The sequence below is a fragment of the Iamia sp. genome, assembly GCF_035575815.1.
Classification (GTDB): Bacteria; Actinomycetota; Acidimicrobiia; order Acidimicrobiales; family Iamiaceae; genus Iamia.
The window spans coordinates 1-19,231 of record NZ_DATLXO010000126.1 but is presented as its reverse complement, the minus strand read 5'-3'; the positions used below and the strand labels follow the sequence as shown (position 1 = coordinate 19,231).

The 19,231-nt window shown below is 72.7% G+C and carries 15 protein-coding genes and 1 pseudogene; 14 read left to right on the top strand and 2 right to left on the bottom strand.

Annotated features, from left to right (window positions below):
- Positions 1-102: 102 nt before the first annotated feature.
- From VNL12_RS13510 to VNL12_RS13500, 3 genes and pseudogenes are all read left to right on the top strand, one after another.
- Positions 103-2,319: a bifunctional (p)ppGpp synthetase/guanosine-3',5'-bis(diphosphate) 3'-pyrophosphohydrolase gene (locus tag VNL12_RS13510; RefSeq protein WP_325595411.1), complete on the top strand. Its 2,217-nt coding sequence runs from the start codon at positions 103-105 to the stop codon at positions 2,317-2,319.
- Positions 2,320-2,425: 106 nt separating this feature from the next.
- A pseudogene (locus VNL12_RS13505) lies at positions 2,426-2,629 on the top strand (DJ-1/PfpI family protein); the annotation flags it as partial.
- 69 nt (positions 2,630-2,698) lie between these two features.
- Positions 2,699-5,296, top strand: a complete 2,598-nt coding sequence (locus tag VNL12_RS13500) for a YfhO family protein (RefSeq protein WP_325595409.1) — start codon at positions 2,699-2,701, stop codon at positions 5,294-5,296.
- Here VNL12_RS13500 and VNL12_RS13495 read toward each other — a convergent pair.
- Positions 5,221-6,495 carry a phospholipid carrier-dependent glycosyltransferase gene (locus VNL12_RS13495; protein ID WP_325595441.1) on the bottom strand — a complete coding sequence of 425 codons (1,275 nt, stop codon included), beginning with the start codon at positions 6,493-6,495 and terminating at the stop codon, positions 5,221-5,223. The genes VNL12_RS13500 and VNL12_RS13495 overlap by 76 nt on opposite strands.
- Positions 6,496-6,599: 104 nt before the next feature.
- The gene (locus VNL12_RS13490; protein ID WP_325595445.1) at positions 6,600-6,866 is read right to left on the bottom strand and encodes a hypothetical protein; all 267 of its coding nucleotides are present in this window, start codon (positions 6,864-6,866) and stop codon (positions 6,600-6,602) included.
- Positions 6,867-7,108: 242 nt separating this feature from the next.
- On the opposite strand from VNL12_RS13490, the gene VNL12_RS13485 reads away from it, so the two are divergent.
- The 11 genes from VNL12_RS13485 (at position 7,109) to menB (ending at position 19,178) form a co-directional block, all read left to right on the top strand.
- Complete coding sequence (locus tag VNL12_RS13485) at positions 7,109-8,476, top strand: replication-associated recombination protein A (protein ID WP_325595407.1); 1,368 nt, start codon at positions 7,109-7,111, stop codon at positions 8,474-8,476.
- The gene (locus VNL12_RS13480) at positions 8,473-8,829 is read left to right on the top strand and encodes a DUF948 domain-containing protein (protein ID WP_325595405.1); all 357 of its coding nucleotides are present in this window, start codon (positions 8,473-8,475) and stop codon (positions 8,827-8,829) included. Before VNL12_RS13485 ends, VNL12_RS13480 begins: the two co-directional genes overlap by 4 nt.
- 144 nt (positions 8,830-8,973) lie before the next feature.
- Entirely contained in the window at positions 8,974-9,246 is a 273-nt protein-coding gene (locus VNL12_RS13475) for a hypothetical protein (RefSeq protein ID WP_325595403.1), read from the top strand.
- A gap of 305 nt (positions 9,247-9,551) precedes the next feature.
- Positions 9,552-10,604 carry a hypothetical protein gene (locus tag VNL12_RS13470; protein ID WP_325595401.1) on the top strand — a complete coding sequence of 351 codons (1,053 nt, stop codon included), beginning with the start codon at positions 9,552-9,554 and terminating at the stop codon, positions 10,602-10,604.
- A 55-nt stretch (positions 10,605-10,659) separates the two neighbouring features.
- On the top strand, positions 10,660-12,015 hold the full coding sequence (locus tag VNL12_RS13465) for a glycoside hydrolase family 3 N-terminal domain-containing protein (protein WP_325595400.1): 1,356 nt from the start codon (positions 10,660-10,662) through the stop codon (positions 12,013-12,015).
- A 480-nt stretch (positions 12,016-12,495) separates the two neighbouring features.
- Entirely contained in the window at positions 12,496-15,105 is a 2,610-nt protein-coding gene (gene alaS / locus VNL12_RS13460; protein WP_325595398.1) for an alanine--tRNA ligase, read from the top strand.
- Between the two features lie 148 nt (positions 15,106-15,253).
- On the top strand, positions 15,254-15,709 hold the full coding sequence (gene ruvX, locus VNL12_RS13455; RefSeq protein WP_325595396.1) for a Holliday junction resolvase RuvX: 456 nt from the start codon (positions 15,254-15,256) through the stop codon (positions 15,707-15,709).
- A complete protein-coding gene (gene mltG, locus VNL12_RS13450; RefSeq protein WP_325595394.1) occupies positions 15,709-16,800 on the top strand; it encodes an endolytic transglycosylase MltG in 1,092 nt (363 codons plus the stop codon). The genes ruvX and mltG overlap by 1 nt, the downstream gene beginning before the upstream one ends.
- A 52-nt stretch (positions 16,801-16,852) precedes the next feature.
- Positions 16,853-17,650, top strand: a complete 798-nt coding sequence (gene aroE / locus VNL12_RS13445) for a shikimate dehydrogenase (RefSeq protein WP_325595392.1) — start codon at positions 16,853-16,855, stop codon at positions 17,648-17,650.
- Positions 17,651-18,069: 419 nt separating this feature from the next.
- A complete protein-coding gene (locus VNL12_RS13440; RefSeq protein WP_325595390.1) occupies positions 18,070-18,225 on the top strand; it encodes a hypothetical protein in 156 nt (51 codons plus the stop codon).
- Positions 18,226-18,284: 59 nt separating this feature from the next.
- Entirely contained in the window at positions 18,285-19,178 is an 894-nt protein-coding gene (gene menB, locus VNL12_RS13435) for a 1,4-dihydroxy-2-naphthoyl-CoA synthase (protein WP_325595388.1), read from the top strand.
- Positions 19,179-19,231 lie beyond the last annotated feature (53 nt).

Below are 19,231 nucleotides of genomic sequence, written 5' to 3'. Positions count from 1 at the left end.
TGGGGGTCCCTGATGGTGCCAGAAGGTGGAGACCGCACCCTCCCGGTGCGCCGCTCGGGCTCGATGACGCCGGCCGGGCCGGAGTCACGGCAGACTGGTCGAATGGCGACCGTCGACCGGGTGCTCCCCTGGCGCCGATCGGCCGCGCCCCGCGACGAGGTGCTGGCCCCGCTGCTGGCCGACTACCGGGCCCAGCACCCCAAGGGCTCCACGGCGATGATCATGAAGGCCTTCGACACGGCCAAGGCGGCCCATGTTGGCCAGGTGCGCAAGTCGGGCGAGGCCTACATCACCCACCCCCTCGAGGTGGCGCGCATCGTCGCCGGGTTCGGGCTCGACGACGTCACCATCGCCGCCGCCCTCCTCCACGACGCCGTCGAGGACACGGGCATGGGCCTCGCGGACGTCGAGCGGGAGTTCGGCTCACAGGTGCGCCACCTCGTCGACGGCGTCACCAAGATCGAGCGGTTGAACTTCGACACCAAGGAGGCCCAGCAGGCCGCCACGGTGCGCAAGGTCCTCGTCGCCATGGCCCGTGACCTGCGGGTCATCATCATCAAGCTCTCGGACCGGCTGCACAACATGCGCACCCTGGCGGCCCTGCCGTCGTGGAAGCAGGAGCGCATCGCCCAGGAGACCCTCGACGTCTACGCCCCGCTGGCGCACCGCCTCGGCATGCAGGACCTCCGCCAGCAGCTCGAGGACCTCGCCTTCGCCACCCAGCACCCCAAGCGCTACGCCGAGATCGACCACATGGTGTCGATGCGGGCCCCCGAGCGCGACCTGTACCTGACCCAGGTGCTCGAGGAGGTGCGGTTCCGCATCAAGGAGCTGCGCATCGACGCCGAGGTCACCGGCCGGCCCAAGCACTACTGGAGCATCTACGAGAAGATGGTCGTCAAGGGCCGGGCCTTCGACGACATCTTCGACCTGGTGGGCATCCGGGTGCTCGTCGACCAGGTGAAGGACTGCTACGCGGCCCTCGGCTCGATCCACGCCACCTGGCCGCCGGTCCAGGGCCGCTTCAAGGACTACATCGCCCACCCCAAGTTCAACCTGTACCAGTCGCTGCACACCACGGTCGTGGGTCCCCAGGGCAAGCCCCTCGAGGTGCAGATCCGCACCCGGGAGATGCACGGCCGGGCCGAGGTCGGCGTGGCCGCGCACTACTCCTACAAGGAGCCGGGGGCCGACGCCGATGCCATGGTGTGGCTCAACCGCATCGTCGACTGGCAGCAGGAGATCTCCGACCCGCAGCAGTTCTACGACCAGCTGAAGGTCGATCTCGACCAGGATGAGGTCTACGTCTTCACGCCCAAGGGTCGCATCATCACCCTCGCCCACGGCGCGACGCCCATCGACTTCGCCTACGCGGTGCACACCGAGGTGGGCCACTCCTGTGCCGGGGCGAAGGTCAACGGGCGGCTCGTGTCGCTCGACCACACGCTCTCGTCGGGCGACTCCTGTGAGGTCGTCACGTCCCGCACCCAAGGCGCAGGCCCGAAGCGCGACTGGCTGCAGATGGTCAAGACGCCCAAGGCGGCGAACAAGATCCGCCAGTGGTTCTCCCGGGAGCGGCGCGAGGACGCCATCGACACCGGTCGCGACGACCTCAGCAAGGCCCTACGCCGCGAGGGCCTCCCGGTCCGTGAGGTCACCCGCAGCGTGCTGGCCGACATCGCGGCGGACATGAACTACACCGACGTCGACACGTTGCACGCCGCCATCGGCGAGCACCACGTGTCGGGCCAGTCGGTGGCCAACCGCCTCGCCCGCCGCCTCCGCAGCGGTGACCCCGACCACGAGACCCAGCTGCCCACCACGGCGCGCACACCCCGCGGCCGCAGCGACCGCGACACCATCGGCGTCCACGTGGAGGGCCTCGACGACCTCATGGTCCGCCTGGCCAAGTGCTGCACCCCGGTCCCCGGCGACGAGATCATGGGCTTCGTCACCCGCGGTCGGGGGGTGTCGGTGCACCGCAACGACTGCGCCAACGCGGTGTCGCTGGCCCAGGGTCAGGGCGGTCGCCTCATCGAGGTCGAGTGGGACGAGGACGGGGCCGGCAGCTTCACTGCCGCCGTGGAGATCAAGGCCCTCGACCGGCCCCGCCTGCTGGGCGACACGTCGTCGGCCTTCGCGGACGTCGGCATCAACATCCTCTCCTGCGACACCCGCTCGAGCCCCGACCGCGTGACCACGATGCGCTTCGACGTCGAGCTGGGCGACCCCGCTCACCTCGACACCGTGCTGCGCGCCATCCGGGGCCTCGACAGCGTGTTCGAGGCCTACCGGGTCATGCCCGGGCAAGGATCCTGAGTCCGCCCACCTTCGAACTGGTCGGGGATCCGGGTGCTCGCACCCCCGGTGGCCTTACCAGTTCGCACGAGGGGGCGTGGTTCGGCGGGCCCGGGCCGGGTAGAGGACGCTCATCGACGCCGGCGTGGTCAAGGACCGGCGCCTCACGAGCTGGCCCAGCCTCTCCACCGACATCACCAACGCCGGCGGTGAGTGGGTCGACGAGGAGGTCGTCGTCGACGAGCGCGGGCCCGGCGTGCTCATCAGCAGCCGCAACCCCGACGACCTGCCCGCGTTCTGCAAGACCCTGGTCGACCGCTTCACCCCGTAGCTCGCAGTCCGGAGCGGACGAGGTGACGCCAGCGTCGGCGCCGCCGGGTTCGGTCGCTTCCGCAGCCCGGTGGTCGAGGATGCCGACCCCGTCCGTCGGGCGGGTGTGGACGGTGTGCGCACCTGGCTGGAGCCTCGGGCCGACGCCCTCGACGCCTTCGTGGTCGACCTCACCGGGGGCGAGGCGGCACGCGACATCGCCCTCGAGCTGCGGCGCGCCGGGCTCCGGGTCGACCGAGCCTTCGACGACCGCTCGATGCGGGCCCAGATGAAGGCGGCCGACCGGTCCGGGGCCCGGGTGGCGCTGATCGTCGCCCTGGTTCGCCCCGGAGCACCGGGGAAGGTGGCAGAGATGCGGGCGGCGGGAACCGACGAGCGGAGTCGTCGACGCCGGTGGTGGGCGTTGGCACCGATCGCGGCACCGGTGCTGGTGTTCCTCGAGGCGCTCGGCGGGCGGCGCCTCGTGGCTCCCGGCGACGGTCACACCTACTACCTGCCCCTGCACGTCGCCGTGGCCGACCAGTGGCGCGCGGGTGTCTTCCCGGGCTGGGGTCACGGGACCTTCGCCGGTTCTCCCCTGTTCGGCATCCACCAGTCCGCGGCGCTCAGTCCCAGCACCCTCCTCCACCTCCTCCTTCCGCCCGTCTCCGCCCACAACCTCGCGGTCGTGGCGGCCCTGGCCGTGGCCGGGACCGGCGCGCACCTCCTCGCCCTCCGGCTGACCGGCGACGCCCTGGCGGCGGCCGTGGGCGGGTGCGCGTTCGCCCTCTGCGGCTTCCAGTTCGCCCACCTCGGCCACCTCGCGGTGATCGCTACGGCCGCGTGGTTGCCGTGGTGCCTGTGGGCCGCCGACCGGTTGCGGGAGAGGTGGAGCGCAGCCCGGGTGGCGACGGGCGCCGTCGTCGTCGCCCTGGCTGCCCTCTCCGGCCATGGGCAGATGTTGGCCTACACCGCCGCCGTGACCCTTGCCTTCACGGTCCTCAGCGTCCCGTGGCGGCGGATGCTCCGGGCCGTGGCCCGGGTGGCGGCCATGCTGGCGGCGGGGGCGGCGTTGGCCGCGGTGCAGCTGCTGCCGGTCATGGAGGTCCTGCGGGGGAGCGACCGGACCGCGCTGGACCACGCCCAGGCGACGAGCTTCTCCCAGGATCCGGGCGGGCTGCTGGTGCTGGTCTTCCCCTTCCTGTACGGCAACGCTCGGGCGGAAGGACCGGTGCCGGCGCCGTACGCGGGGGAGTGGACGTTGACGGAGCTGGGCGGCTACGTCGGCGTCGCCGCCCTGGTGCTGGCCGCAGCCGGACTCCCTGCGGTGCGGCGCGACCGTCGGCTCCTCGCCCTCCTCCTCGTCGCCGCCGGGTCGGTGCTGGTCGCCCTGGGTGACTCCACCCCCCTCAGCCGGGGCGTCCACGCCCTCCCGCTCTTCGGCCAGATGCGCTCCTGGGCCCGGTACACGTTGGGGGCCCAGCTGCTGGTGGCGGTGCTGGCCGCTGTCGGCGTCGCCCGGGTCCGACGCGGCGAGTCGTCGTCGCGGCCGACGTGGATCGCCGCCGCCGCCGTCACGGTGGCCGCGGGTCTCGCCGCCGCCGGGCCCTGGGTGGCGGATCGGCGGGTGGAGGGAGGCGACCTGGCGTGGGTGGTCGGCGCGTCGGTCGTGACGGTGCTGGTGGCGGCGGTCGGGCTCGGCATCGTGCACCGGCGACCGGTCGCCGCCGTCGCCCTGGTGGCGCTGGTCTCGGTCGACGCCGTGGTCGGCTTCGGCTGGTGGTTCCGCTGGCGCCCCGCCAGCCCCGACCCTGACCGAGCCGTCGCCCTGGTCGAAGGCCGCGACCCAGCCCCCTGGGAGCCGGTCCCCGACGCCCCGGACGGCATCGATCGCTACCTCTGGGCCGACGATCCGCTCGCCGCCAGCCCGCACACGCCGCGGATGTCAGCGGCCAGCGGGATGCGGTCGGTCACGGGCATGGATCCACTCGCACCCGCCGACTACCTGGACGCCACCGGCACCGACTACTGGGGTCGCCTGGTCGAGCCGTCGCACCTGCTCGGCGAGCGCAGCCATCTGCCGGACCTCCTGCGGGTGACCGTGGTGGCCGACTCGGGCGACGGCGGCCCCCGGGCCCACCGCGTGGTGCGGTCGCCGACGCTCCCCGAGGCCTTCCTGGTGGGCCGGGCGCGCGCTGCGCCCCGGGCCGACGCGGTCGCCGCGGCCATCGGTGAGGCCGACCTCGACCCGGGCCGTGAGGCCGTGGTCGACCAGCGTTGTCGCGCGTGCCCGTGGGACGGTGCCCCGGGGCGGAGCGGCCGAGCCGGGGCGGTTCGGTGGGGTCCGTCCTCCGCGGCGGTCGTGGTGACCGCCGACCGACCGTCCCTGCTGGTGGTGAGCCAGGCGTGGGCGCCGGGGTGGACGGCCACGGTCGACGGGCGATCGGTCCCCGTCGTGCGAGCCGACGGGGTCGTGCAGGCGGTCCCGGTGCCCGAGGGCCGCTCGACGGTGACGCTGCGGTACGAGACGCCCGGGCTGGCCCTCGGCGGGTGGATCTCCGGTCTCACCGCCGTGCTGCTGGTCGGCGGGGTCGTCGTCGGGCACCGTCGCCGTCAGCGCCAGCCGTCGAACCAGAGCCGAGCGTCCAACGACGACCTCGAGAGCTCGAGGCCGGTCCAGATCGGGTAGAGGTGGACGGCGACACCCAGTGCCGCGATGGCAACGGCCGCCGGGACGACCCTGCTCTTGGGCCACCGGTCGCTGGCCCCGACCAGCGCGTGGACCAGGGCCAGCGCCACGAAGGGCACCACCGGGGTCATGTAGAAGGTGAAGCCCGGCTTCCAGCTCGCGAACCAGGGCAGGAGCTGAGCCGCCAGGAAGGCGACGATGAAGCCGGCCTGCGGATCCCGCCGCCGGATGGCAGCCCACAGCACCAGGGGGTAGGCGGCGAGGGCCGGCCACCACAGCGCGGGGTTGCCGACCCCCACGATCCGCGCCTGGGTGCCGGGGGCGACGGCGCAGCCGTCTGCAGGGGACGGGTCAGGGCCACACCCCTCGGCGTAGTACAGCACTGGGTGGCTCAGCGTGAGCCAGGCGTCGGGCGACGACCGATCGGGGTGGGTGGGGTCGAGGCGACGCTGCAGGTCCCACATGTCCCACTGCTCGAACGCCCAGCCTGACGCGACATCCGTGATCGAGCAGCCGTCGGGGCACCGTTCCCGTGCCGTCTCGGTGCGATCGACGTTGGCGAACCAGCCGGCGTAGGACGCCAGGTAGATCACCGCCGGCAGGACCACGAGGGGTAGAAGGGTGTCGACGGCGAGCGCGCGTGGCCACCCCGTCTCCCCTCGCCGATGACGGGCCCGATCGACGGCGACGGCGAGGGCGATGGCCGCCAGCAGCGCGAACCCGCCGGACCACTTGATCGAGAGGGCGACGCCCAGGGCCGCCCCGGCCGTCCATCTCCACCGGCGATGGGCGACAGCGGTGTCTCTCGACGCGAACAACGCACCCACGGCCACGAACCCGGCCAGGATGCCGTCGAGCATGGCGATGCGGCTCATGGTCAGGGCCAAGCCGTCCACGGCGACGAGGAGGGCGGCGAGGGCCCCTGCCCAGCGGGGACGGAAGAGGCGCCGACCGATCAGGTAGGTCGCCAGCACGGTGGCGACGCCGGCCACGGCCGACGCCAGGCGCCAGCCCCACGGCCCCCGCCCCGCCACGCCCTGGGAGGCCGCCATGAGCCACTTGCCCGCCGGGGGGTGGGCCGGGCGGTCGGTCTCGACGCCGCGGTCCAGGTAGTCCTCGGAGTCGTCGACGTAGTGCTTCTCGTCGAAGTAGCGGCGAGAGGGTTCGTCGAGGCGGACGACCCGCAGCCCCGTCGCCAGGAGCAGGATGGCGACGGGAACGAGAAGCGCCGCCGCCCCCCGACGGGGAGCGGCGGCGAGTCCTCGACGACGCGGACCGCCCGACGGGTCCGCGCTCAGGTCTGTCAGCCCTCGGTCTCGGTCTCGACCTCGGTCTCCTCTTCGGTCTCGGTCTCGACGTCCTCGGTCTCGGTCTCGACCTCGGTCTCGGTCGGCTCCTCGGTCTCGGTCTCCTCGACCTCCTCGGTCTCGGTCTCGGTGCCTTCCTCGGTCTCGGTCTCCTCGACGATGCGGTCCTCGTCTTCGTTCTCGTCGTCGGAGCAGGCGAGGCCAGCGAGGGGAAGGGCGGTGAGGGCCGCCACGGCCATCAACTTCCGGACACGATCGTTCATGTGGAGACCTCCAACGGCCTGGTGTGAGAAGGGTGGCCACGCAAACGCGGCACAGCCATCGGACGCATCGCGCGCTCGACGGCGAACTTATTTCCACCTGTGCGCCGCCGCAAACAGCGCGACGCTCGGATCCCCCGATCGGGCCATGGTGCACCGTCCGACCGGTCCGACCCCGCCGGCCGGAGGAACCGACCGAGGCCACCGCTCCGCCCGTCGGGCAGGTGGGCGGTACCCTCAGCCGGGTGCCCGACGACCTCTTCGCCGCAGCCGCCTCGAAGCGGCTGGCGGCACGGGCGCCGCTGGCCGACCGGATGCGTCCCACGACCCTCGACGAGGTGGTGGGCCAAGAGCACCTGCTCGGTCCTGGTCGGGCCCTGCGGCGCCTGATCGAGGCGGACCGGCTCTCCTCGGCCATCCTGTGGGGTCCGGCCGGCACCGGCAAGACGACCCTCGCCCGCCTCGTCGCCCGCACCACCGAGAAGGAGTTCGCCTCGCTCTCGGCCGTCGATGCCACGGTGAAGGACGTGCGCGAGGTGCTGGCCCGGTCCCGTCAGCGCCTGGGGGAGCGGGGCCAGGGCACGATCCTGTTCCTCGACGAGGTGCACCGCTTCTCGAAGTCGCAGCAAGACGCACTGCTGCCCGCGGTCGAGGAGGGCCTGGTGGTGCTGATCGGGGCCACCACCGAGAACCCCCACTTCACGGTGAACCCTCCGCTGCTCAGCCGGTCGACGCTGTTCCGCCTCGAGCCGCTGGGAGCCGAGTCGCTGCAGGAGCTGGTGCGACGGGGCCTTGAGGTCGAGGAGGCCGAAGCCGAGCCTGACGCCGTCGAGCACCTGATCCTGCGCTCCGGTGGCGACGGCCGCCAGACCCTGACGGCCCTCGAGGTGGCGGTTGCCCTCGCGCTCGGCCGGGCCCGCGACGCGGGCGGCGGCACGCGGGCTCGGATCGAGGTCGGCGACATCGAGGCCGCGCTCGGCGTGAACGCCCTGCGCTACGGGCGCGACGAGCACTACGACGTGATCAGCGCCTTCATCAAGAGCATCCGGGGCTCGGACCCCGACGCCGGCATCTGGTGGCTGGCCACCATGCTCGAAGCCGGCGAGGACGCCCGGTTCATCGCCCGCCGTCTGGTGATCCTCGCATCGGAGGACATCGGCATGGCCGACCCCACGTCACTCCTCGTCGCCGAAGCCGCGTCGCGCGCCGTCGACCACGTCGGGTTGCCCGAGGCCCAGCTCAACCTGGCCCAGGCCGTGATCCACCTGGCCACCGCGCCCAAGTCGAACCGGGTCACCATGGCCATCGGCGCCGCGCGCGCCGCGGTGCGCGACGGTCCCACCGGACGGGTGCCCGCCCACCTGCGCGACACCCACTACCAGGGCGCGGCGGGCCTCGGTCACGGGATGGGCTACGCGTACCCTCACGATGACCCGCGGGGCTGGGTGGCCCAGCAGCACCTCCCCGACGAGATCGCGGAGCTCACCTTCTACGAGCCATCAGCGCATGGCCACGAGGCCGACGTCCGCCTCCGCATGCACGAGGTCCGCACCACCGCACCGTCTGACCGCCCCGGCGCCGCTGGCCCGGACCAACGCGACGGGTCCCGATGAGCGCCGTCGACCTCGCTGCGGTGCTGGCCGCGGTCGCCAGCTTGGCGGTCGTCGTGGTGCTGACGGTGGTGGTGCTCCGCTTGGCCCGAACGGTGGGCGAGCTGGCGGCGACCCTCGAGCAGGTGCGAAGCGAGGCACTGCCGGCCCTCCGCGAGGCCACCGACGCCGTGCGCCGGGCGGGGGAGGAGACCGAGCGGGTCGGCGCCATCGTCGACGCCGCCGAGGCCCTCTCGTCGCGCGTCGATGGGGCCTCCAGGGTGGCCTACGTGGCCCTCTCGAAGCCGGTCATCAAGACTGCGGCGGCGGCCACCGGCGCCCAGCGCGCCGCCCGCCGCCTCCGCGGCCGCGAGTAGAGGACCGCGACGTCCGACCCCGCACCGAAGTGGGGCGCGCCATGGCTCCTCCTGGGACCGATGTGCAGCCCAGTTCGCGCACGGTCGCGGTGACCCGGCGCCGTCGGCACCCGTGGCCGTCGCAGATCGGCCTATCGTCGCCCCATGGCCAAGCGCACGTTCTGGTTCATGACCGGCACCGCGGCCGGCCTCGGGTCCTCACTGTGGGTGCAACGGCGCGTGAAGCTGGTCGTCGAGCGCTACGTGCCCGAGAAGGTGCAGGAGCGCACCGCCGATGCCGCTCGCCGGGTCGGGCCCACCGTCCGCGACGCGGTCAGCGAAGGCCGCGACGCCATGCGCTCGCGAGAGGCCGAGATGCACGCCGATGTCGCCGAGCGCGTCGGTAGCCCACCAGCCGACCGGCGCCGGGTGGGGTAGACCTGCGCCACGGCGACGCAGGACGAGGGGAGCGCCAGGGTGACGACGTGTGGCTCGTGGGTGAAGGGCTGAAGGTGGGGATGCGGTTCTGCACGAGCTGCGGGACCCCCGCTCCGGCCGGGGGGAGCCGGCCGGGGTCGACCTCCCCGGCAGACTCGGCTCTGGGCACGGTGGACTTCCGAGGTCCTGCCTTCCCGGCGCCCGGGTACGGCCCGCCGCCTGCGCCGCCCGCCGGCCGACAGCCGCCGATGACGGGTGCGGGCCCGCGAGGTCGGCGCGGTCTCCTCCTGGGTGGCCTGGCGGTGTTGATCGCGTTGGTCCTGGTGTCAGGCGTCCTCATCGTGGCGCTGGCCGGCGACGGAGACGACACTGCGGCGAGCAGCTCGACTCCCGCCCCGTCGGAGCCCGTCGATGCGGTGGAGGGCGGGACGGTCGTCGCCGGCGGCGATGCCGAGGTCGTCGCCGAGTGCCCGGCTGATGGCAACCGTCCCGAGGTACGACGGGTCTGGCAGGACGGTGCCGGGATCCACGTCGTCATCGCCATCTCCACCACCTGCGCGGTCGACCAGCTGGTCTCCGACGGCGACGCCCGCTTCGGGATCTTCGCGGGCGCAGAGGCCATCGCCGAGGCGAGCTTCGACTTCTCGACCGGGTCCCCGGTGGTCCTTCCCGCCAGCGGTTCGACCGCCGCGATCGAGCTCGTGTTCGACGGCGAGGCCGACCTGAACCTCGCCGCCCTCGAGCAGTTCGCGCTCCCGTCCAGTGAGGCCACCGCTCAGGCCGGAGGGTTCGACCTCCGCTACATCTTCCGTTGCACCCCGACCGGTGACACCGCCGCGACTCCGGCCGCGGCCCTGGTCACCGCCGAGACGGGAGCGGACCTCGGCGATCGATCCGCGCCGGGGGAGGTGGGCTCGCCCGAGGCTACGACCACCACCGTGCCCGCCGTCCCGACCGAACTGGTTGGCGACGCGGCCCTGCGAGAGCTGGAGCGCATCGCAGCCGAGGACCGTCCTCACGTCGACTCGACCCTCTTCGACCGGTGGGTGCCCCAGCTCAGTGCCAAGAACCTCGGTACCACCGACCCGACGACGGGGATCCACTACACCGACCACGGCCAGATCCTCGACAACTACCTCGACCTGCTGGCCCGGTACCCGGACCTCAACCTGGTGAACAGCTCGACGTACTCGTCGTTCAAGCTCGACGACTACTGGGTGATGGTGCTGGGCACCTCGTTCGTCACCGCCGAGGACGTCAACGCGTGGTGTGACGGCGAGGGCTGGGGCCGCGACGACTGCTACGCCAAGCGGATCAACCAGGGCGACTACGAGGGCAACACCCGGGTGCGTCCGTGAGGCTGTCGGCGCCTGGGAGGCCATCGACGGAGCTGCCATCTGCGAGTCTGATCGGGTGAGCGAGACCCGCCCCACCACCACCCCCGACCAGGTCCGGCGCGTCCGCCTCGGCCTGGGCCTGGCCGTGGTGGTCCTCGTCGTGGTCGCGGTCGTGGCGATGACGATCGGTGATGACGATCAGCGGGCCACCACCGACGGGGCCTCGGTCGCGGGCTCAGCGTCCGACGCCCCCGGGCCGTCCACGACCGCGGTGAGCACCACCGAGCGGCGCCCGGCGAGCACCGCGACGGCCGGCTCTGCACCCGGCACCTCCACGTCGGGGGGCACCACCGGGCCTGGATCCACCACCGCTCCACCGACCAGCGAGGCCCCGACCACGACCGCACCAGCCGGTGACTGCACGCCGGTCGAGGCGATCGCGGATTGGCCCCTGCGCCGCCGACTGGCCGCGCTGGTCATGGTGGGCGTCGATCCGTCGGGGACGGGCGAGGCGACCGAGGCGGTCGAGGATCACCACGTCGGTGGGTTGTTCGTCGGCGGGAACCCCACCGGCCTGCTGACCAGCGGGGCACTGACGGATCTCAGGGCGGCGTCACCGACCGGGCTGATGGTCTCGGTCGATGAGGAGGGAGGACGGGTCCAGCGCATCGAGGGCCTCGACGGCGAGGTGCCCTCGGCTCGGGAGATGGCCGCGTCGATGAGCGCAGAGGAGGTGCGGGCCTTGGCCGAGCGTCGGGCCCGGGTGATGGCCGCCCACGGCATCACCGTCGACCTGGCGCCGGTGGTCGACGTGTCGGACCAGCCCGACGGCGCCGTCATCGGGGATCGGTCCTGGTCGAACGACCCCGACGTCGTGGTCGCCTACTCCCGGGCCTACGCGGAGGGCCTGCTGGCCGAGGGCGTCACGCCGGTGCTCAAGCACTTCCCGGGCCACGGCTCGTCGTCGGGTGACACCCACGACGGCTCGGCCACCACCCCCTCGCTCGACGACCTGAGGTCCTCGGACCTGGTCCCCTACGAGGCCCTGGTGCCCGAGCTCGGGCCCCGCACCGGCGTGATGCTCGGACACCTCGACGTCCCCGGCCTCACCGAGCCCGACACGCCCACCTCGCTCAGCCCGGCCACGGTGGCGCTGCTGCGCGACGACTACGGGTTCTCCGGCGTGATCATGACCGACGACCTCTCGGCCATGGCCGCCATCACCGACCGGTTCGGGGTCGCCGAGGCCGCCGTGCGAGCCCTGGCCGCCGGGGTCGACATGGTGCTCTTCGCCGGCACAGACGTGGGCGGCCTGCTCGACCACTTGGAGGGCGCAGTGGCGAACGGCGACCTCGCCGAGGCGGCCCTTGATGCCTCGGTGGCCCGCACCATGGTTCTCAAGGGCATCGATCCCTGCACCGTCGAGCTCTGACGGTCTCGGTCGGTGGGAGCTCCACCGGGACGGCCTTGCGACCGTGTTTCGATCCCTCGCGACGATCAGCACGGTTGTGTGTCGTGGGCCAAGATCCAGCGGTGATCGATCGGGCGCTGCTCATCACCGGAACCTTTGGTGTCGGCAAGACCACCACCGTCGTTCGCCTCGTGCGCCTCGAACCGTCATCGAGGCTCGTCTTCGACGTCGACACGTTGGACCCGCGGAGTCTGATCTTGACTGGCACCTCGAGCGGGCGCCTGAGCTCGATGCGATCCTCGATCAGTCCGATCTCGCAGCGCCGATGATCGAGAGCACTGGTTCCGTCGGGGAGATCGCAGCTGTTGTCGTCTCGGCCACGAACTGGAGCTGACGCAGCATCCTCTACACCCAGTCTTCCAATGGCCACCTTGCACACGGTCGGGCCCGGTGGAAGAGGCACGGCTGAGCGGGAGCACGCCCGTACACTTGGGGACACCTATGCACGCGGATGACCTGCGCCGGATGTGGACCGACTTCTTCACCGAGAAGCAGCACACGGCCGTGCCCTCGGCCGGGCTGATCCCGCACCACCCGTCGGCCCCGATGTTCACCAACTCGGGGATGATGCCCCTCGTGCCCTACTTCCTCGGCGAGGAGAAGGCGCCCTACGACCCGCCCCGGGCGACGTCGATCCAGAAGTGCGTGCGGGCCGGCGGCAAGCACAACGACCTCGACGCCATCGGCCGCTCGCTCCGCCACCTCTCGTTCTTCGAGATGCTCGGCAACTTCAGCTTCGGCGACTACTTCAAGACCGAGGCCATCACCTGGGCCTGGGAGTTCCTCACCGAGCGCCTCGGCCTCGACCCTGCGCCCATGTGGGTCACCATCCACACCAGCGACGACGAGGCCTTCCGCATCTGGACCGAGGTGGTCGGGTTCCCGGCCGAGCGCATCCAGCGCCTCGGTGCCGACAACTTCTGGGAGATGGGTGAGATCGGCCCCTGCGGTCCCAGCTCGGAGATCTTCTGGGACTTCGGCCCTGAGTACGGACCCGACGGCGGGCCCGCCAACCCCGAGGCCGAGCAGCGCTTCGTCGAGTTCTGGAACCTCGTCTTCACCCAGTACTACCGCGGCGCCGACGGCGAGCTCACCGACCTGCCCCAGACCAACGTCGACACCGGGGCCGGCTTCGAGCGCATCCTCGGCGTGCTCGTCGGCAGCCCGTCGCTCTACGCCGCCGACTCCGTCAGCCGCCTCGTCGACGCCGCCGAGGCCCTCACCGGCCGCCACCTGGGCGATTCCGAGGAGTCCGACGTGGCCCTGCGGCTGCTCGCCGACCACGCCCGCACCATGACCTTCCTCATCGCCGACGGCGTCATCCCGTCCAACGAGGAGCGCGGCTACGTGCTGCGCCGCATCATCCGGCGAGCGGTGCGCTTCGCCTACCTCCTCGGCGTCGAGACGCCCATCACGCCGTCGCTGGCCGGGCACGTGGCCGAGGTCATGGGCGATGCCTACCCCGAGGTCCGCTCCGGGCTCGATGTCATCTCGGGCGTGCTCGAGCGCGAGGAGGCCCAGTTCCGCCGCACCCTCCGCAACGGCATCGGCATCCTCGAGGCCGAGCTGGCCGACCTGGCCGAAGGCGACGCCCTCTCGGGCAAGGTCGCCTTCACGCTGCACGACACCTACGGCTTCCCCTACGAGGTCACCGCCGAGATCGCCGAGGACCGCGGTCACCCTGTCGACCGGGCCGCCTTCGAGGCCGACATGGCCGAGCAGAAGCGCCAGTCCAAGGCCGGCGGCCGCAGGAACAAGGGCGCCGAGATGGGCGACCAGCAGGCGACCTACCAGCGCCTCGTCGCCGAGCACGGCCCCACCGAGTTCACCGGTCGCGACGAGGGGTCCTCCGTCGCCCGCGTCCTGGCGGTCGTGCCCGTGGCGGGCGAGGACGAGCTGGTCGACGTGTTCCTCGACCGGACGCCCTTCTACGCCGAGTCCGGTGGCCAGGTCGGCGACACCGGCACGATCACCGGCCCGTCGGGGGCGGCCGATGTCGTCGACACCACCTACGCGGTGCCGGGCCTGCACCGCCACCGGGCCCAGGTCTCCTCCGGCACCCTCTCCGAGGGCGACGAGGTCACCGCCGCCTTCGATGTCGCCCGCCGCGCCGCCATCCGCCGCAACCACACCGGCACCCACCTGCTCCACTGGGCGCTGCACGAGGTGCTGGGCTCCCACGTCAAGCAGCAGGGGTCCCTCGTCGACCCCGAACGAATGCGCTTCGACTTCAGCCACTTCGAGCCGTTGACCCTCGAGCAGATCACCCGCATCGAGGATCTCGTGAACGCCGCCGTGCTGGTCAACGACCCGGTGAAGCACTACGAGACGACCAAGGAGGAGGCGGTCGAGATCGGGGCCATCGCCTTCTTCGGCGAGAAGTACGGCGACATGGTGCGGGTGCTCGAGGCCGGTCGCCACTCCACCGAGCTCTGCGGCGGCACCCACGTCACGGCCACCGGCGACATCGGCCCCATGAAGATCGTCTCCGAGGGCTCCATCGGCTCCAACCTGCGGCGCGTCGAGGCCGTCACCGGCACCGGGCCGATCGAGCGGCTGCGGGCCGAGGAGGCCCGGGTGGCCCGCATCGCCGACCTGGTCGGCGTCCCGACCGGTGAGGTGTTCGAGGGCATCGAGAAGCGCCTGGCCGAGCTGAAGGGCCTGCGCGACGAGGTCAGCAGCCTGAAGGCGCGGGCCGCGGCCGGTGGTGCCTCGGGCTTGGCGGCCCGGGCGGTCGACGGCGTGGTGGTGGCCCGGGTCGACGGCCTCGACCGCGACGCGGTGCGGACCCTCGCCCTCGCCGTGCGCGACCAGCCCGACATCCGGGGCGTGGTGCTCGGCGCCGCACCCGAGGGGGGAGGGGTGGCCCTGGTGGCCGCGGTGGCGCCGAACGGCGGCCTGCACGCCGGCGAGCTGATCGCCGATGCGGCCCGCACCGTCGGTGGCGGCGGCGGCAAGGGAGCAGATCTGGCGGTGGCCGGCGGGCGCGACCCCGACGGCCTCGACGAGGCCCTGGCCCAGGCGCGGGTGGCCGCCGGCCTTCCGGCGTGAGCGAGCGGGGCGAGCGGGGCGAGCGAACCAGACAGCACGAGCCAAAGCTCGTTCTGGCGACCCTGGTGGGACCCTCGGCGGCACCAGGGTGGCAGTTTCGGGTCTCGATGACCGGGCGCGGCCCCCGCGGTGAGGGGTGCTCGACGCCGTGAGAGCACTGGCCGTCGACCTCGGCAGCGTACGCATCGGTCTCGCCACCTGCGATGCCGGGGGGGTGCTCGCCAGCCCCTACGGCGTGATCCCGGCCACCCGGGACCGGGCCGCCACGCGCCGCCGCCTGGCCGCCATCGTCGCCGAGGAGGAGATCGAGGTCGTCGTCGTCGGCCTCCCCCTCTCCATGGACGGCTCGTCGGGTCCGGCCGCCCGCGCGGCGCGGACCGAAGCGTCGGCCCTGGCGCAGGCTCTCCCGGTGCCCGTCGTCCTCCACGACGAACGCCTCACCACCGTCACCGCCCACCGATTGCTGGCCGCGAGCGGGGTCGGGGGGCGGGAGCGCCGTAGGGTGGTGGACCGCGCCGCGGCCGCCGTGCTGCTCCAGACCTGGCTCGAGGGCGGTGCGCCGATGACCCTGATCGCGGACCCCGACGGTCCCCCCGAGGAGTGATGTCCAGAGTGCCACGCGCCCCCGAGCCCATCGACGAGATCGTGGACATGCCGCGGGACCGGGCCGGTCTGCCCAAGGTGGTCATCGTGCTGGGCCTCATCGTGGCCATGTTCGCGGCCCTCGTGATCGGGGGGCGCAGCTGGTACGAGCGCCAGCTCGACCCCCCCGGGCCGCCGGGTGAGGCCGTCGAAGTGGTGGTTCCCAACGGCGCCCGGCTCACCGACCTGGGCTCGCTGCTCGGCAACGCCGACGTGGTGTCGAACGCCACGCTGTTCCGGCTCTGGGTCCGCGACAAGGACATCGACCTGCAGGCCGGCACCTATGAGTTCCGGCGCAGCTCGTCGTTCGAAGAGGTCGAGGAGGTCTTGCGGGGCCAGCCCGCCGTGGTTGCCATCACCGACCTCACCGTGCCCGAGGGCCTGACGATCGACCAGGTCGTCGAGCGCATCTCGGACCAGGTGGGCCGGTTCGAGACCGACGCCGTGCTCGAGGCCCTGGCCGACCCGGCCAACCGCTCCCGCTTCCTGCCTCCGGGCCAGTCCTCGATGGAGGGCATGCTCTTCCCGTCCACCTATGAGATCGGGCCCCAGCAGACCCCGGCCGGACTCATCCGGCGGATGGTCGACGAGCTCGACCGCCAAGCCGTCGCCGCCGGCATCGACCGAGGCCTCGCCGGCGACAACCTCCCCCCTCTCGACGCCTATGAGATCCTCATCGTCGCCTCGCTCATCGAGCGCGAGACGGGGAACCCCCAGGAGTCGCCGCGCATCGCCCGGGTCATCTACAACCGCCTCGTCGAGGGCACGCCGCTCGGCATCGACGCCACCAGCCGCTACGAGGCCGAGCGCACCGGGGGTGAGGTGGACTTCGAGAGCGACTCGCCCTACAACACGCGTATCGGCGCCGGCCTGCCGCCCACGCCCATCGCGGCGCCGAGCCGGGCGTCGCTCGACGCCGCGCTCAACCCGGCGACCGGCGACGAGCTCTACTACGTCCTCGAGACCGAGGGCCAGCACTTCTTCACCAGCAGCTACGACGAGTTCCTGGTGAAGAAGGACGAGTGCGAGCAGAAGGACCTCGGGTGCGGCTGACCCCTCGTGCGGGTCGCGCCCGCCGCGGGTGAGCTCGCTCCGGGTGTGCTGGGTGATCGGATCTCCGGTCGAGCACTCCCTCTCCCCGGTGATCCACAACGCCGCCTTCGCCTCCCTCGGCCTCGACTGGGGCTACTTCGCGGTGGTGGTCCCCGACGGCGAGGTTCTCCGGGCGGTGGCGGCCATGCGCAGCCTCCGCCTGGCCGGCATGTCGGTGACCATGCCGCACAAGGAGACCGCCGCAGTCGCGGTCGATGTGGTCACCTCCCGGGCCGACCGACTCGGCGCGGTGAACTGTGTCTCCTGGCGGGGCACACAGATCGAGGGTGACAGCACCGACGGCGCCGGCTTCCTCGATTCGTTGAGGGTCGACCACGCCTGGGACCCCACCGGCGCCCGCACCGTGGTCGTCGGCGCCGGAGGTGCAGCGCGCGCCGTGGTCGCGGCCCTGGCCGACGCCGGCGCACGAGAGGTCGGGGTGCTGAACCGCACCCCCGAGCGCGCGGCGCGGGCCGCCGCCCTGGCCGGTTCCCGGGGCCGGACCGTCACCGCCGACGCGGTCGAGGGTGCCGACCTGGTGGTCAACGCCACCCCCATCGGCATGGGGCCCGACACCCGCCTGCCCGTCGACCCCGACCGCCTCGGCTCCGGCCAGGTCGTGGCCGACCTCGTCTATGACCCTCTCGAGACGCCGCTGCTCGCCGCCGCCCGCGCCCGGGGAGCCGTCCCCGTCACCGGCATCGGCATGTTGGTGCACCAGGCCGCCCACGCCTTCCGGGCCTGGACCGGGGAGGATCCACCCGTCGAGGTCATGTCGGCCGCGGTGGTCGCCGCCCTCACCGCCCGCTGAGCGCGGAGAGACGCCGGCTCACTCACACCGGCCCGGTTGGTGCCGATGGAGACGGATCCCTTGAGGCGACGACCTGCCCGCCGAGCCGTCGCCCGAACAGGACGGTGAGGACGCCCACGAGCCCCTGTCCGTCGACGCCCCAACCGAGCGCCGCCCGTCGTTGCGCTCCCTCTCTCGCGACGTCAGTTCCGACAGCTGGGCTGCCGCGAACGGCTCCGGCGCCCCGGACGGGGGAGTCCTCGTCGCCGGGCCTCCTCGCGACGCCGACGCACCGGATCTGTGGACGTCGCTCGATGGGACCGAGCCGGAGGCCGAGCCGTTGGAGCTGCTGCTGTCGTCGGTCGTCTGGCCGGCGCGGGACGGCTGGGAGCCGACCGTTGTGGATCTCGTGCCGGAGCCCACCTCGGAGGGTGTTGACGATGGGGGCGGAGGAGCTGGCCGTGCAGCTCGGGGCCCTCAGCCCGGCCGCGGCTCGAGCCGTGGCCGCCGCGGCCTCCTCGGGCTCGGAGAGCGGCGAGGAGACCGATGCCGGTCGACGGGTGCTGCGCCGCATCGTCAGCTCCGGCCGGGGCTAGCGCCGCGGCCGTCCCGTCAGACGTGCGGGCGCGAGGCGCCCTGGGCGAGACTCGCCGCCATGGCTGACCCTGCCGACGCTCGCACCATCGCCCCCGCCCTGGAGTGGGAGCCGGCCGGTGAGTGGAGCGACATCCGCTACGAGACGGCGCCGGCCTTCCCAGACGGTGACGGGGGCGGGCTCATCGCCAAGGTCACCATCGACCGCCCCGAGGTGCGCAACGCCTTCCGGCCCCACACCATCGAAGAGCTCGTCGCCGCCTTCACCCTGGCCCGTGAGGATCCCGACGTCGGCGTGGTCGTGCTCACCGGCGAGGGGCCCCTCGCGTTCTGCAGCGGAGGCGACCAGCGGGCACGGGGCGACTCGGGCTACGTCGGCGACGATGCCGCGGGTCAACGGGGCGTCGGTCGCTTCTTGGTGACCGACCTGCACGTGCAGATCCGTCGCCTGCCCAAGCCCGTGGTCGCCATGGTGGCCGGGTACGCCGTCGGCGGCGGCCACGTCCTGCACGTGCTCTGCGACCTCACCATCGCCGCCGACAACGCCACCTTCGGCCAGACCGGCCCCCGGGTCGGCTCCTTCGACGGCGGCTTCGGCGCCTCGGTGCTCGCCCGCCAGATCGGCCAGAAGCGGGCCAAGGAGATCTGGTTCCTGTGCCGCCAGTACGGCGCCGAGCAGGCCCTCGACTGGGGCCTGGTGAACACGGTCGTGCCCCTCGAGGAGCTCGAGGCCGAGACGGTGCGCTGGTGCCAGGACATGATGCGGCTCTCGCCCTTCGCCCTGCGGCTGTTGAAGGCCAGCTTCCACGCCGAGGAGGACGGGCTCGCCGGGCTCCAGCAGCTCGCGCATGACACGAACCTGCTCTTCTACGGCTCCGAGGAGGCTCAGGAGGGCCGCGACGCCTTCAAGGAGAAGCGGCGTCCCGAGTTCGAACGCTTCCCCAAGCGCCCGTGACTGAGCGGCCCCCGCCCCGGGGCGGCCCGAACGACACCCCCGCCCCCCGGGGT